The sequence below is a fragment of the Butyrivibrio sp. LC3010 genome (assembly GCF_000424385.1).
In the GTDB taxonomy this organism is placed as follows: domain Bacteria; phylum Bacillota; class Clostridia; order Lachnospirales; family Lachnospiraceae; genus Butyrivibrio.
In genome coordinates this window covers 1-15,854 of sequence record NZ_AUJU01000049.1, presented here as the reverse complement: position 1 = coordinate 15,854, position 15,854 = coordinate 1, and the positions used below count along the sequence as shown (strand labels likewise).

Sequence of the window (15,854 nt, the reverse complement as noted above, 5' to 3'; positions counted from 1 at the left end):
CAGAAGCTCGCAGGATATTAAAAAAGTTAGAGATACACTATACTCCCAAGCATGGAAGTTGGCTTGATATTGCCGAAATAGAACTCAATGTTATGACAAGGCAGTGCCTATCACGACGGATATCAAATATTGATTTGCTTATAAAAGAACTCAGCACTTGGGAAGATGAGCGTAATTCAAATAAAGCAACTGTAGATTGGCAATTCAAAACATCTGATGCAAGAATCAAACTCAAATCGCTGTACCCTGTCCTTTAAGGCAGGGAGCGACTTTGATTAATTGTCAACATGTCAGTACACTAGGATATGCATGACGTCAGATGTAGCCTTAAGAGGAACCATACGGCTTTCCTTTAAGCCCTCCCTTATCTCGCAAGCAACTGTATCAAACTCAGGCAAATATCCTATTCCATTGCCTTTCCCTTTATAGACATCCTTATCAAACAAGCCCTTTTTACATGCCACTCATTCCTCAAAAAAATGCTCTCCGGGTCCGGCTGTTAATTCTGTTCCCCCGGGGAGAATGATCTTAGCCTCGCAATTGGCGGGGATAACAACATTGTATGCTACCTTACCATCCTTCTTTTCCCATTCACTCTCCACCTTACCAAAGACGCTGTTATATGAAGCCTTGGCAAATGTGAAACTTCCTCCGGGTCTTGGTGAGATTACAAAGCGGTTTTCACCATCAACATTTATTCCACACATGGACTTAAAGAGCCACTCGCAGACAGCACCTTTGGAGTAATGGTTCAAAGATCCGAGACCTGCTCCCTGAGTGTTGAATGGTCCTGACCAGTTCTCCCAGATTGTCGTAGCGCCATTTTTTGGCATGGAGAGCCATCCGGGAATCTCCTTGTTCTCTAGGAGCTTATAGGCTGAATCAATATCATACTCAGCAAGTACAAACAGGATCAGTGGTGATGACAAAAAGCCTGTTCCCAGTCTCCATCCATAATTCTCCAGAGCTTTGATCAGTCTCTTCCTTGCATATTCCTTTTGTTTATCATTAAGAAGACCAAGCGCCAGCGGTCTTACAAGCTGGGCCTGTCTGTCAGAATCCAGAGTGTACTTACCGCCGGAAACCAGCTCCTGATAAGCGTTCCTGCATCCTTCTGAATATGAGCGAAATTCCTCAGCGTCGCTGCCATGCCCCAGTTCATCAGCAATTTCAGCCATAAGCCCAAGCACATAAGCAGTGTAAGCAGTTGACACTTCAGGATGTGGAGCTACAAAATCCTGCCACTTAAAGGCGCAGACATCCTCAGGCTCAGCCCATTCACCATAACTCTGGCCTGCATTTACCAGGTACTTCGCATTCTCTTCTGAAAGTTTTATCTTTTCTCCAAAAATCTTTGAGCTCTTTCCACATCTCTTTTCCATGAATCTGGCATACCTTGCCATGCGGTCATAGAACTCCCTGATCATGGACTCATCCCCAAACATCTTCCAGAATCTGTAGGGGATCAGAATTCCCACATCAGACCAGCCAACTGATCCATTCATGGCGTTCATGTATTTGTCAACACCTCCTGCAGGTGCTATCTGGGGAAGCTTACCATTACCGGACTGCAGATCATATACATCATGCAAGTACTTATTTGAAAATGCAGCAAAGTCAAACATGTATGCTGCAGTCTCAAAGAAGATCTGTGCATCTCCTGTCCATCCATGTCTCTCACGGGTTGGACAGTCTGTAGGGATATCCAAATGATTACCTTTTGCTGACCACACCGTGGCTTCAAAAAGGTTATTCAAAAGTTCATCGGAACTCTCAAAAAATCCTGTCTGCTCCATATCCGAGTACACTGCGATAGCCGTAAAATCCTCAGCCTTAAACTCCGCTTCAGTCTCCACAAGGGCATACCTGAATCCAAAAACCGCAAAGGTTGTCTTATATTCATTAACTCCGTCTTTGCAGAAGTACTCCACCTGCTGTAATGGCGTAGTATATCCGTTCTTTTTCTTAAGCTGGATGTTTTCCTGGGTGAACTCTCCATCCGAATCAAGCATTTCCCCGAACTTGAGAAGTACTCTCTGTCCTGCTTTCGCATTCAGGTTAAAAGAGATTATTCCGGCAATATTCTGTCCGAAGTCAAGAACCTTCTTCCTTGCGGGCGTCGTAATTAGCGTAGGCTTAAAACGTTCATGCTCTGTAACCGGGACGTTGTTTGAGGCAGTTGGACGAACACTGTGCTTCGTGACTTTGGCCTTTCCTCTGAACAGCGGAACCCTGAAAGCCTCCACCACTTCTCCATCCTTGTTGTCTGCAAAACGGATCGTACCGTCGTTGCACCAGTCCCAGCTATCATCTGTTACGATCACGTTCTTTATACCATCTTTATAGGTCACCTCAAGCTGTGCCAGTATCTTGGTCCTTATGCCGTACTGGTTCTTAAGTCCCCAGGCACCACAGCTTCCGCGATACCAGCCATCTGCCAGCTGCAAAGTAATCTCGTTTTTGCCGGTCTTTAAAAGCCCCGTCACGTCTATGGTCTGGTACTGAACACGCCTTCTGTAATCGGTATGTCCCGGAGCCATGTAGAAATTCCCGGTCTTTTCACCGCCGATCCTTGCTTCATAGGTTCCGCAGGCAGTAATATAGAGCCTTGCTTTTTCAACGGGGCTTTCAACCTTAAATTCTTTTCTGAACAGATCCACCGGATATCTATCATTCCTGTTGACCTTATAATCCCCGGTAATCCATTTAGCTTCCCAGGATGATATTCCCATCTCAAAAAAGCTCTCGCTCCACTCTCCCGCAACGCCGTTTTCATCAAAGAGCCTGATCTTCCAATTAACCCTCTCCCTGTCTGCAAGCTCTTTTGGATAAAACGCGTGCATAGAAGATGTTTCAACCTTCCCGCTGTCCCAGTTATCAGTGACGATCTGATAGGCGCTCTGCTTAACGCCGCCCTCACAGTTCCACATAAGTCTTGGGTGCTGTACATCAATCCCCAGGGGATTAACAAGATATTCTGTTCGTAGTCTGATTGCCTTCATTTTCTTATATCTCCATCAAAAGCCGCGCCCTGGTTATTTGCTTTTTCCTGCACATTAAGAGCTGCTATTACGGCTTCATACATAGGTTTTGCTTCAGGAGCCTGAACCAGCATCTCCGTAAGAGTCATGCCCATGGCATATCCGATCATCGGATTATCCAGCATTCCCGGAGCAAACTGTTCAAACATGTCCTTTGCAAGCTGATTCTGCAATATCTCGCCAAGAGTGCTCTCCATGCTGTATCTCTCCACAGTCAGATCCGTATCAGTAGCATAGTCGAACTCATAGGTTCCGGAACCAAGCACCTTAGTCTCAGTCTGCTCAGGAAGGGTCAACTCAGCCGTAGTATTAACCGGAACAACAACCTTAACCTTTATCCTTCTATCTTTGCAGCTCACATGACTCTCTATGGTTCCGTACATGGTTTCAAAAGACCTGTCGAAAGAATAAATGCCCTTCACCAGCATCGGCTTTACCCTGAATCTCTTGTATCCGGGCTCAAGCTGCTCGATTCCACTTATCTTCCTGAACATCCAGTCTGCGATCGAACCATAGGCATAGTGATTAAGAGAGTTCATTCCGGACACATCAAAGTCACCCTCCGGTGTGATGGAATTCCATCTCTCCCAAATCGTTGTTGCCCCCTTATTTACGGCATAGAGCCATGAAGGATAGTCCTCACGCATGAAAAGAACTGTTGCCAGATCATGAGCACCGTTCTCGGAAAGCACATGGCAAAGGTATGGAGTTCCTACAAAACCTGTCACCAGGTGATTCTTGTGTGCAGCTATATTTTCAACCAAAGCATCAAGGATTCGCTTTCTGTCCTTTTCTCTTGCCAGTCCGAAGAAAAGAGATATCACTGCCCCGGTCTGTGTCTCACTTACGATACGTCCTGTCGAGGTATAATACTCACTCCTGAAAGCTTCAAGGGTCTTTTCATAAAGCTTAGAGTAGCTCTTTTCGGCATCGGAATGTCCGAGAACTTTGGCTGTCTTTCTCACAATATCGGTCACATACAGATAGTAAGCATTTGCTATAAGATACTTGTCTGTCGCACCGGTCCTGTCAGCCATCTCCTCCTTATCCAGCGCAAGCCAGTCACCGTACTGAAAGCCGGTCTGCCAAAGGACGTTATCGCCGCAGTGATTCCTTATATGATCAACCCATTCATGCATGCACTGCCAGGAATCTGAAAGAATCCTTGTATCGCCATAAGTCTGATAAACAGCCCATGGAATGATAACAGCTGCATCCGACCAGGCTGACGAACTGTAGGAGCCCAGTATATCCGGAACCACATGAGGCACACCCTTTTCAAGAGATGACTCGGCACCAATATCCTTCATCCATTTGCTGTAGAACCTGGCTGTGTTTCTGATCTCTGAAGCAGTCCAGCAAAAAAACTGGGCATCTCCCATCCAGCCGAGCCTTTCGTCCCTCTGAGGGCAATCTGTCGGAACATCAAGGAAGTTATCCCTAAAGCTCCAGGTCACATTGCTATAGAGCTGATTGACCTTCTTATTTGAGCACTCAAAATCTCCGATCTCTTCCATATCAGAGTGGATCACCAGAGCTGTGAACATGTCCTCTGTGAGATCCTCAATGCCTTCGATCTTCGCATACCTGAAGCCATGGAAAGTGAATTTAGGTGAAAGAACCTGCCTCTCTCCATTAAGCACAAACGCATCTATGGACACGGCTTTTCGCAAAGTTTCAGGATAAAAGACTCCGTTCTTATCCAGGGTCTCAGCATGCTTAACTGTTACCTTCTGCCCTTTTTTGCCCTTTATATTAAGCTCAACAACACCTGTAAGGTTTTGCCCGAAATCCACAAGCTTATTGCCTTCGGGATCTGTAAATATCTTTACGGGTTTAAGCCTCTTTGTTACCCTGACAGGCTCATTTTCCTGGGCAACAAGGGTCTTTGGATCGAACTCCGTTACTGATACCTTACCCTCTGCAAAATCAGCTTTTGTGGTATCTACCGACTCTCCCATATAGATCTCACTTGATAGAATCTGCCCTTCTCTTACGCCCCAGTTCTCATCAGTAAAGATTTTGTCGCAGCTTCCATCCTCATAGAAAACGTGAATCTCAGCAAAAGCAGCAACCCTGTCACCATAATTATTGGGCTTTAGAATGAATCCAAGGATGCCCTTATACCATCCGTTTCCAACTGTGATCTCAACGAAGTTTCTTTTATCAATAAGCTCAGTAATATCATAGATCTGATACTGAAGCCTGTTTTTGTAGCTGGTCCACCCGGGAGCCATTCTCAGGTCTCCTGCAGTCTTTCCGTTTACGCTCATCTCATAAACGCCGTAGCTTGTGACGTAGGCAACAGCTCTTTTAACCTTTTTCCTGGTAGCAAAAGAACTGTAGAACACAGGACAGCTCTTGTTATCCTCTGACAAGTCGTGGGTGATCATGCGCGCCTGAAAGCTTGCAGGGTCAAATATACCGGTAACGAAACCGCCTTCAATCTCGCTTTTTTCATCATGATTGTCGCAGGCTTCCACGTGAACACTGTATGCCGTCTCATCTAAAAGAGCATCTCCCGCATACTCCACATGTATTGATGCATCTGACTCTATCAACTTGCTGTCCCAGACAGTGTTTCCGCTATCAGATTCAGTGACAACAATGCGATAGTTCTTCTGCATGGTATCGGTCCTGCCGGACTTAAGTTTCCAGGAAAACCTTGGATTTTTTACTGAAAGTCCGAAAGGAGCTTTGTCATATTCTATTCTAAGGTCATATAAATTCATTTTATTATTCCTCTCACTTGGGAAGTCAGGCCAGTTTCGCAGCCATCTTTATAACTCTTGAGGCGTTTATCTCAAGCTGCTTTCTGTCAAGAGTTCCGGCTTTAAGCGCATTTAAAACATTCTCATAGTCCTTCTTGCCACCGGGCATAAACAGGTCACCACCGGCCTTTGCCACTTCATTTGACAATGAGTTTCTGTAGATGGAGTTCTTGCTGTCCATCATGCTCATCACCCAGTCGGTCATAACTATTCCATCAAAGCCGAACTCACAGCGAAGAATATCTTCTATTAACCCTCTGTGCTCGGCTGTATGTGTGCCATTTAAGAGGTTATAACTGGTCATCAAAGCGTGAGGCTGTGAAAGCCTTACACAGATTCCAAAACCGCGGAGATATATCTCTCGCATAGCTCTCTCACTCACATGGGAGTTGTTGCAGTAACGGTTAGTCTCAGCGTTGTTGGCTGCGTAATGCTTGATGGTTGTGCCACAGCCCTTGTGCCTTTGAACTCCTCTGGTGATGGCCGCTGCCATAAGTCCCGATACAAGCGGATCCTCTGAATAATACTCAAAGTTCCTTCCGCAAAGGATGCTCCTGTGGATGTTGAGTGCAGGAGCAAGCCACAGATTGATTCCCATACGCTCCATCTCATCTCCGACAATATCGCCCAGGCTCTCAGCAAGCTCCACATTGAAGCTCTGTGCGATGGCGGTGCCGATGGGTATCCTGGTTGCAGCGTGTTCCTTTATAGTTACTCCCTTTGGGGTTTTGTTTCCGCCGGTTAAAAGATTTGCTATGAATCTGGCCACCGGGCCCATGGCTTCCTGCATGCTCTCGGGGATCATCCCTGCTCCGCCTACACCGTGAGCACCCTTTTCATCCTCGTAGTACTCAAGGGAAAGCCTGAGTCCCGCAGGTCCATCGGCCATGATAAGTGGCTTAATGCCTTTGTTTTCAAGCAAAGAAGTAGTCTCACCTGCTGCTCCTGCCACATGAGTTGCAGCATTCCCGATTATTGAAAGGCCCTTGGCATTTGGGTCAAATCCACCGATTTCCAAAAAACACAGTTCCTCATCCGAAAGTTCTTTTACCTTATCATCAATCTCATATTTCCTGTCAAAAGAAACTTCGCCGCAGGAGAAGTCTTTTGCATCAATAAGGATTCTCTTAGCCTTAGCAGGAACATTCCCCCTGTCAAAGGAAGGCGCTGTAATATCTTTAAATCCAGGATCGCCAAGGCAATTCTTTGTCTTAAGAACAGTAACTTTCTCATCAAGGCCGGCCACACATATGACCTCAGTATTTGCGCTGCTGTTTCCGACTCTTACGATATATTCACCCTTTTCAAGAATGTATGAGGCGCTCTTCTCGTCATAAGAAGAAAGTTCTTTAAGGTCAAAAGAAATCACAATCTCTTCCTCTTTACCCGGTGCAAGAAGACCTGTTTTTGCAAAGCCTGCCAGTTCCTGATATGCCTTGGGAAGTTCCCCTTCTGGGAGTGTCACATAGGCCTGAACAACCTCTTTTCCTGCGGCAGATCCTGTATTCTTTACAACAGCTTTGAGGGTTACTACGCTGCCTTTCGCCTCTGCGTCCTTAAAGCTGATATCAAAGTCTGTATAAGAAAGTCCAAAGCCAAACGGGAAAAGAGCCTTATGCCCAAAGGTATCAAAATACCTGTATCCCACGTAAATGCCTTCTTTGTATTCATTGTCATTGAAATCGCCAAATGTGCCCTCAGCTGAGTACTCCTCAAAAGCTGCCCAGGTTGTGGAGAGCTTCCCTGAAGGATTCTGTTTGCCTGTAAGAATGTCGGAGAGCACTTTTCCCATGTCAGAGCAAAGCTGTGACAAAATGAGAATGTTTCCAACTTCCATAACCGGTGTTAGATCCACCGGTCCTCCAACATTAAGAACCAGCATGAATCTGTCATATTTCTTATTTAAAGCAATGATGTCCCTCACTTCTGATCTTGTGAGTTTTACATCGCCTTCTACGACCTTCCTGTCGCTCCCCTCTCCGGAATTTCTTGAAAGAACATAGATGCACACATCACCGCCTTCAGCATCAAGAGCCAGTCCGTGGCAGGGCTCCAAAAGCTCTTTTCCCATTAGATACATGATGGGGTTTTCATGCTTCTTTTTGGCTTCCTTCTTAAGAGTCTTATAGTACTCTTTCTTGGCGGTTTTCCTCACCTCGTCATACTCATCAAGCCACTTCTTTGTGGTGATCTCAAAGCCCTCTTTTTCCAAACCTTTTTCAATCGTATATGAAAATCTGGTGTTGACTTCTCCTGACCCGGTGCCACCCATGATCGTATAGCGCATACCTGAGCCGTAGGCTGCTATTTTGCAAGGCTTCTCTAAGGGAAATTTCCCGTTCTTTTTAAGAAGCACAGTGCACTCGGCTGCGTTATCCAGTACCAGATTTAAATGATCATTTTCATACTGCTGCATATTTACACCTCTTCCATAAATGGTTTTTGAGGCGGAATTTCACCGCCTCAAATTTCCGTATCACTTATTAGCTTTTCTTTTCGCGATCTCTTCTCTCATTGAAGGAAGCTTAGCCTCAAGGTCAAAGTAAAGAGTAAGAATGAACATTACCACAAACAGTAAAAGTGGAATGTAGATACCAAAGGTATATACTGCCTGTCTTACTGCAGGTGTAGTAACCTCTGCAAGGCCATCGTAGCTTGCAACTGCCAGGCACCAGCCTACAAGTGACGCCCCGAGACCGGAACCGACTTTTCCGCCAAATCCACTTGCTGCATTACTTGTACCAACCATCTTCTTACCGAATTTATACTCATTGTAATCGATTGTCATGGCAGTCATAACACCCATAAGGCACATCATAGGGATGTTAGCAAATGTTGCAAAGCATCCAAGGATTGTGTTGTACCAGAAGGCTGATGGATTTATGATACGAAGTGCTGTAGTAACCATGCCGATAAAGAATGAAACCTTAAGCGTTCTGGTTACGCCAAGCTTCTTGATCATAGGACCAACAGCGATAAATCCGATCAGTGTAGGCAAAAGACCAACTGCACCGAGAATACCGGTCAGGTTGTCGTCGCCGTAGATAAGCTTGCAATAATAAGCTCCTGAAGTTCCGCTTATACCATAAGAGATATTTGACATAACACCCATGATAAGGATCATTACCCAGTACTTATTGCGGAAAAGGTTTCCTAAAGCTTCCTTAAACGGAACCGGATCTTCATCATCCTGCTGATCTGCAGGAAGTGCTTCTTTTCCGGTCTCAACAGCGCACTCTCTTGCCTTCTTGTAACAGATAAGAAGTGCAAGAACTACCATCAGTCCAAAGCCAACCCCAAACTTGATCCAGGCTGCCTGATCACCGCCAAGCATGTTAGTGATAGGAATGATTCCGATAGCAATTACCATTCCCGAAACATAGCCGGCTGCTGCACGCCAGATTCCCATGTTGCCTCGCTCTTCCTGGCTGTTTGTCCTCACAACCAGAAGCGAACCGTATGGAATAGCGATTGCTGTATAGATAACTGCAGTTAAAAGGATGTTCGTAACGAACATATAAGCTATCTTAACATAATCCGAAACACCCTGTGGCACCGTAAAGAGCATGATTAGTATTACCAGAGCCGGAATAGCCATCTTTAAAAGCCATGGTCTGTATTTCTCTTTTCCGGGCTTAGTATGGTCAACGATGTTTCCCATGATCACATCTGTGAACGCGTCAATGATCTTACAGATAAAGAACACTGTTGCAACAGCTCCCGCAGCCATCGCAGCCTTATCTGTGTAGAAGTATGTCAGCTGTCCGACAAGACCTGATATTGAATTAAGGGCGAACTGTCCCAAAGAGTCCGCAAAATAATCTCCCTTTCTCATTACTTTCTGGACACCGGATTTATCGAGTCCAAGTGGTTTCTTTGCCATTTCTTTGTATCCTCCTCTAAATATCACACACAGTGCATCTCTTTCTTTATTGACATTGTAGTGTATCTGTAGATAATATTATTGCATGCACGTGAATTTATTTGTAATTAGGTGAATTATAATGGCTGGAAAAAGAAAAATCGAAGACTTCCTAAATCTTCTATACAACGCGGCATATATTCCTGTCCACTACTTCAGGAAAGACGAGCTTATTATGGCATTCCCTGCAAATGAGCTGCCGGTGGACTTTATCTCTGCATATAAGGGGCTTCTTACAGAAAGTAACGAGAATGTCAGTTTCAGATCCACAGAAGACTTTCTCTTTTTAGGAATAATACAGAACTTTAACACCGGCGAAACCATAATCGTAGGACCTGTAAGCAATGTCACAATAACCTCTGACATCATCGATCACATGATAAAAGAGTACTCTCTGCCTGTGGAATACAAGCTGGGAATAGAGGAGTTCTATCTCAAGACTCCTCTGTTTTCAAACTCTCAGTTTTTCAATATCCTTGCCCTGATCAACAGGGAACTGAATGGCGAGACCATAGACATTATCTCCAAGTTCAACGTATTTGATCAGGGAAAAGAGAAAGCTATCGGTCGAAAGCATACAAGAGAACTTGTGGATATCAAGGAAAATGAGCGTTTCCACAATACGTATCTCTTTGAGAAGGAATACTACGGATACATTCAGCGAGGTGACGTGGAAGGCCTCAAAGCATTCTTCAAAAATGCGCCAAGGATAACTGAAGGAAAAGTGGCGGGTGACTCACTGCGCCAGGCCAAGAACATCTTTATCAGCTCCATCGCCATCATCACCAGAAAAGCTGTTGAAGGCGGACTGGATGTGGAAACAGCGTATCTTCTCTCCGACTCCTATATCCAGGAGGCGGAAAAGATTACGGATTCTGCGGCCATCACATTCCTTAATGCCACGGCAGCTATGGACTTTACCAAGAGAGTTTCGGAAGCAAAGATTCCTTCCGGAATGCCCATTGATATCTACAGGGCCATCGAATATATCTCCAATCACGTCAATCAGGACATCTCTGTAGAAGAGATTGCTGATCACCTTGGCATGGAGCGAAGCACCCTCTCCAAGAAATTCAAGAGAGAATTGGGCTTTAACATCAGCTCTTTTATCATGAGAAAAAAACTGGAGGAAGCCAGAAGCCTCCTCCACTACTCTGATCGCTCCATAAGTGAGATCAGTGAATATCTGTGTTTTTCTTCCCAGAGTTATTTCCAGAATGTTTTTAAAAAGAAATATGGGATGACACCCAAGGAGTATAGAAAGAGCATATCCTAAGCAGTCACCTTACTGACCTGACTCTTAGCAACATGATTCTGCAGCTTTTCTTAAAAGGATCTCCTCCTGCTCCTTATGTATATCTCTTTCAACGTTCAGGCCGACGAGGAGCAGTGCACAGATTATTCCTGTTATGGCCTCAAGACCCACAAAGAAAAATGTAATCACATTCTGGGTCGCGGCATTCTGAATAACAGAAGTAGTCATTCCCGTAACAGCATCAAAGGAAGGCGCCACATATCCTGTAGTGCTCAGGCCCAAGTTAAAGACTCCTGTAGCAATCCCGGCTGAAATCGTAGTGATGATAGAATATACCGACATAGCCATTCCATCACATCTAAAGCCATTCTTCCACTCAAGGTGATCAAGCACATCAGCAAAAAGAGCCATAAAAACATAAGCTGAAGGCAGTGCGCCAATATTCTTTATGAACTGTCCTCCAAGAACGATCGGAAGGCTCTTTGGCGCTATAAAACAGATAATACTTCCTATTGAGAGAAGGATGAATCCTAAAACCGTCGTATTTTTTTTTCCAAACTTATTTGCAATCGGCCAGACGGCAAACAGCCCTATTCCCATCGGAAGCCCACCTACAACCGAAACCAGCGTCTGTGTATAGCCATCATTGTAGGCTCCCAGAACGTTGTTGCAATAATAGACAAGCGAAGTGTTCTTAAGCTGCGCTGCTATAAGATTAATCGTAAAGTATGCAAAGATCAGAATACTGTACTTGTCCGAAAAGATTGCTTTCAGCTGCTTTTTGCTGCCCACTGCCTCTTTCTTTGTGTTCCTCGAATCCTCCAGCGTAATGCGTTCCCTTGTAAAGTAATACTCCATGATAATGAGCGGGAATGCCAGAATTGATAAGGCTGAAATGGTAATAAGCCAGAGCTTTTGATTTACTCCGATCACAGGCAGGATAACAGCCGGGAAAAAGAGCGCTCCCAGGATACCCGTCATCATGGTTGAAGCCACGTTATTCAGCACAGAAAGGCTCCCTCTCTGTTTAATATTTCGCGTTGACAGGGGAACCATCAGACTGTGACTCATATTAAAAAGATTAAATGCCAGACCGTAATATAGGTTAAATGTAAAGATCACCCATGCTATCTGAATTGTCTGATTACTGCTTGGAACTATGCATAGCAGTAATCCGCTTATCAGTATCAATGGCGCCGACAAAAGAAGCCATGGTCTCGCCTTGCCTTCCTTTGTCCGGGTTCTGTCTATGGCCCTTCCGATAAACAGATTTATAAATGCACTCAGCACCCTTGATATGATCGGAAAAACTGCCAGGAAAACACCTCCCAAGACAGTTGTCAGCTTCAGAACATCCGTGTAAAAGACATTCAAATAGGTTGCCAGAATGCCGTTTAAAAGTAGCGCGCCTGAAGGAGCCAGCAGATATCCCAGTATCCGCTCGCTTCCTGTAGTATCTTCACTCTTTATCCTGGAGGATAAAAGAGGCTTTTCAAAAATCCTGTTAATCCTTGTAACCACCCGTTCTTCTCCCAACTTGTTATTGTATTCTAGCAGAAATTACTTTCCCCTCATACCTCCAACTCGCTTACTGTCTTTGGATACTCGCGGATCTCGTCCTCATCATGAAGAGGATTCCAAACCTGAGCAAAGAACTTGTCCTTCCTAGCTCTCATTCCATAGTTCCAGGACTTTCTCTCGCACTCGTCGCACCAGTGTCCGCCCTCAAGGATCAGTCTTGGGCTTCCTTTGAAGTGATGCCCGAACTGGCAGGTAAACTCAAGAGGAGTCTTCCAATCTCCGGTCTTCATTTCTGTAGAGTCGCAGGTACCGCCCCTGAACTTTGCAGCACCTTTCATATCTTCCAGCGTCAGCTCTGATTCAGGCTTACTCTCATCATAGCCATGGTCGATGTGGACCACCTTATCCCAGTCGGTAAACTCTTCCATCTCACTGACCTTTTCAGGAAGTGCTTCCCAGGCCTTTTTGCTTCCCCAGTAAGCATCGATGTGATCTTTCATATTGTTATCAAGCCAGTGCTTGGTGCCATGCTCTGTATCGAGGAGTTCCTTGAAGGTACCTTTGATGATGGTGCCCATGAGCTTTTGTCCGCCAGGGAACTTGGTGATGATCTTTCCTGCAGTCTTTGCTCCGCCAAGTTCCTTAAGATATGCGTCATAGAAGTATTGCATGGAGTCACTTCTGAAGTGTAAATAATTCTCGAGCTTACCTGAATCCAGATAATACTGACCGTGAAAGTTTCTTGTGGCATACATCTTGGGATCAATTACCGGGTCAAGGCTCTTAAATCCCAACTCCCCATACATAGCTTTGTACATATCAAGTGTGCTGACACGACAGCTCTCTCCGCCACCGATGTTATAGATGTGTCCCCAGAAACTTTCATCAAGACTTCCATCAGCATCAAAGGCTACAAGATTTCTCATTGCTCTTCCACTGTCTCTGTCTGAAGCATATTCAAGTACGTTATAAATGCAGTTGTGGAACTGGATGGCGTCTCTGATCTTTGCCATGGCAGGTCCCATGATACCTGTCTGACGAAGAGATACCCAATACTTAAGCCCGCTCTCGATAACATGGCGCTCTGCTGCAATCTTAGATACCGCATAATAGTCAAACACGCTGGGCTTTATTGGGTCTCCGACTCTTCCCCAGTGAATGGGTGGCATGCGGTCTCCTGTTTCTGCTACTGTTCCGATATAAACAAACTTATAGGTGTCTTTCTTACCACATTTTTTAATAGCCTCTGTAAGGTTCACTACCGATCCATAATTTGTCTTCATGGCTTTGTCAGGATGGTAATCTGCCTGAGGTGAAACCAATGCTGCTATATGAAGAACCATGTCCGACATTTCAACGCACTTTTCCACATCGTCTTTATTAAGCAGATCCCCATATACTATTGTTAGTCCCTTTGTTCCCTTATAAGGGTCAAAAAAGTCATGATTTTTTTCTTTATCCCTGTCAAAAACTATAAGGTCATATTTTTTTCCTATATCCGGGAGCATCTGCTTAAAGCTCTCAGAGCCCATTCCTCCGCCTGCTCCTGTCATAAAAACCACAGGTCTTTTCTTATTTTTCATTTCATTGCTCATGATCTATACCTCTTTTCTCAAATCCAGAATGATCCATTAACCTTTTTCATTTTCATGATTTTTTCATTTTCATGATTATTAACTGTCTTTCTGCGAAAGACACCAACGGGGTTATGAAACCCAGCGTCTTTCCCTGTTTTCTATTTTAAAGTTTCCTGTTATATTCTTTATTCGTAAGGCTGACATACTACAGAACACGTGGAGGTGAGTGGCGGGGCGGTATAGCGGCCACCTCGCATGATTATATGTTGTCGGTCATCTGTAAAGGCATCAACGAATGGCGCATACCGTAGCCCGTAAACTTATCTCTTCCGAAGTTGTCTCGATTTCGCCGGATGACCAGTCACTGTCAGCTTTACAACTATAAAATGTGACAGGAGGTTATCTATTGGCATTTAAAATCTTTCGAAAGAACTGCTGTGGACTTGATGTCCACAAAACCTGGATCTATGCATGCATTGGTATTACCGATGCAAATGGCCGCACTGAGTATTTTGAAAAAAGGTTCTCGTCCTTCTCAAGAGGACTGCGTGAACTTGCTGAATGGCTGGCCAAGTATCATTGTGTTGATGTCTGCATGGAATCTACTGGCAAGTACTGGATACCCGTTTTTAATATCCTTGAAAAGTCTTGTAATGTCGTACTTGCCCATCCCAAATATACAAAGCCCCAAAAAGGTAATAAAACCGATCGTAAGGATGCAAAATGGATATGTGACTTATTTATGTGTGACATGATCAAGCCTTCCTTCATTCCGCCAGCTGACATTCGTCATCTTAGAGATCTTGTGAGATACCGTTTCAAGCTTATCTGTATGATCACAGGCGAAAAGAATCGTGCCCTTAATTGTCTCACAGTATCAAATCTTAAGCTTGATGAAGTGTTCACTGATGTTTTTGGCAAATCTTCCAGATCCATAACTGAATATATTCTTAAGCATCCCGGGGAATGTTTCGATGTTACTCCTTTTGTTGACAGGCGATGTAAGCATCCAATTGAGGAAATCCAGGCTGCCGTTGATGGCGCTATCTGTAAGGAGCAAGCAATCAAGCTTCGTCAATGTCTGGATCACATAGATGAGTTAGAGAAACACAAGAATGAAATAGAACGGGAAATCTTTCGTGTTTCTGATCCTTACAACGATGCTCTTGCCCTAATTCGTACAGTTCCGGGGTTGGATAAAAATCCATTCACGGCAATACAGATACTTTCAGAAATAGGTGGCGATATGTCTGTCTTCCCCACAGACAAGCACCTTGTTTCCTGGGCTGGATGCTGTCCACGCAATGACCAAAGCAATTTCAAAATCAAATCCACTAGGATTTCCCGTGCTGGTATTTATCTTAAACCTGTATTGGTGCAAGTTGCAAATGCTTTGATCAAATCCAAGAAGCATCCCGAAATTACAGAACGTTATCGCCGTATCAAATCACATCGTGGTCACAAGAAAGCCATCATTGCAATCTGTCGTATGCTCCTGACCGCTATCTGGCACATACTCACAGATCTTAAGCCCTATACTCCTGATGGTTATTTTATTCAGAAGTCCGTTGAAGAAAAGAAAACTCTTACAACTGCTCAGGCTCTTAATCTATTGAAGTCCAGAGGTTTTATCATCAAAGATGATCTTGCAGAAGTGACATCGTAGATCTTTGCCCCAAATATTTAATTTTTCGACTACCTCCAGGTGGTTTATTTATCATGCCCTAAACTTTATTCCTATCCGCTACCTCTCTGTTTCAAACTTAT

General features: G+C 44.5%; 9 protein-coding genes and 1 pseudogene. 3 read left to right on the top strand and 7 right to left on the bottom strand.

Annotated features, from left to right (window positions below):
• A pseudogene (locus G622_RS0119045) lies at positions 1-257 on the top strand (IS630 family transposase); the annotation flags it as partial.
• 33 nt (positions 258-290) lie between these two features.
• Here G622_RS0119045 and G622_RS25990 read toward each other — a convergent pair.
• From G622_RS25990 to G622_RS0119020, 5 genes are read right to left on the bottom strand one after another with little or no spacing between them, the layout of a single operon-like run.
• Positions 291-464 carry a hypothetical protein gene (locus G622_RS25990; protein WP_155831554.1) on the bottom strand — a complete coding sequence of 58 codons (174 nt, stop codon included), beginning with the start codon at positions 462-464 and terminating at the stop codon, positions 291-293.
• Positions 465-3,002 (bottom strand): family 78 glycoside hydrolase catalytic domain, encoded by a 2,538-nt coding sequence (locus tag G622_RS0119035; RefSeq protein WP_026511985.1) that lies wholly within the window; start codon positions 3,000-3,002, stop codon positions 465-467. It abuts the gene before it with no gap.
• Positions 2,999-5,773, bottom strand: coding sequence for an alpha-L-rhamnosidase (locus G622_RS23785; protein WP_044958141.1), 2,775 nt, complete (start codon positions 5,771-5,773; stop codon positions 2,999-3,001). Before G622_RS23785 ends, G622_RS0119035 begins: the two co-directional genes overlap by 4 nt.
• Before the next feature lie 25 nt (positions 5,774-5,798).
• On the bottom strand, positions 5,799-8,228 hold the full coding sequence (locus G622_RS0119025; protein ID WP_026511984.1) for a glycoside hydrolase family 3 protein: 2,430 nt from the start codon (positions 8,226-8,228) through the stop codon (positions 5,799-5,801).
• 60 nt (positions 8,229-8,288) lie between these two features.
• Complete coding sequence (locus tag G622_RS0119020) at positions 8,289-9,695, bottom strand: MFS transporter (RefSeq protein WP_026511983.1); 1,407 nt, start codon at positions 9,693-9,695, stop codon at positions 8,289-8,291.
• Positions 9,696-9,816: 121 nt separating this feature from the next.
• Between G622_RS0119020 and G622_RS23780 the strand changes: the two genes are divergently transcribed.
• A complete protein-coding gene (locus G622_RS23780; RefSeq protein ID WP_049945969.1) occupies positions 9,817-11,010 on the top strand; it encodes a helix-turn-helix domain-containing protein in 1,194 nt (397 codons plus the stop codon).
• 24 nt (positions 11,011-11,034) lie between these two features.
• Here G622_RS23780 and G622_RS0119010 read toward each other — a convergent pair whose 3' ends face one another.
• Positions 11,035-12,510, bottom strand: a complete 1,476-nt coding sequence (locus G622_RS0119010) for an MFS transporter (RefSeq protein WP_026511982.1) — start codon at positions 12,508-12,510, stop codon at positions 11,035-11,037.
• Positions 12,511-12,560: 50 nt separating this feature from the next.
• Complete coding sequence (locus G622_RS0119005; protein WP_242833029.1) at positions 12,561-14,105, bottom strand: NAD-dependent epimerase/dehydratase family protein; 1,545 nt, start codon at positions 14,103-14,105, stop codon at positions 12,561-12,563.
• Positions 14,106-14,493: 388 nt separating this feature from the next.
• On the opposite strand from G622_RS0119005, the gene G622_RS0119000 reads away from it, so the two are divergent.
• Complete coding sequence (locus tag G622_RS0119000) at positions 14,494-15,753, top strand: IS110 family transposase (RefSeq protein WP_026509922.1); 1,260 nt, start codon at positions 14,494-14,496, stop codon at positions 15,751-15,753.
• Positions 15,754-15,854: the final 101 nt, after the last annotated feature.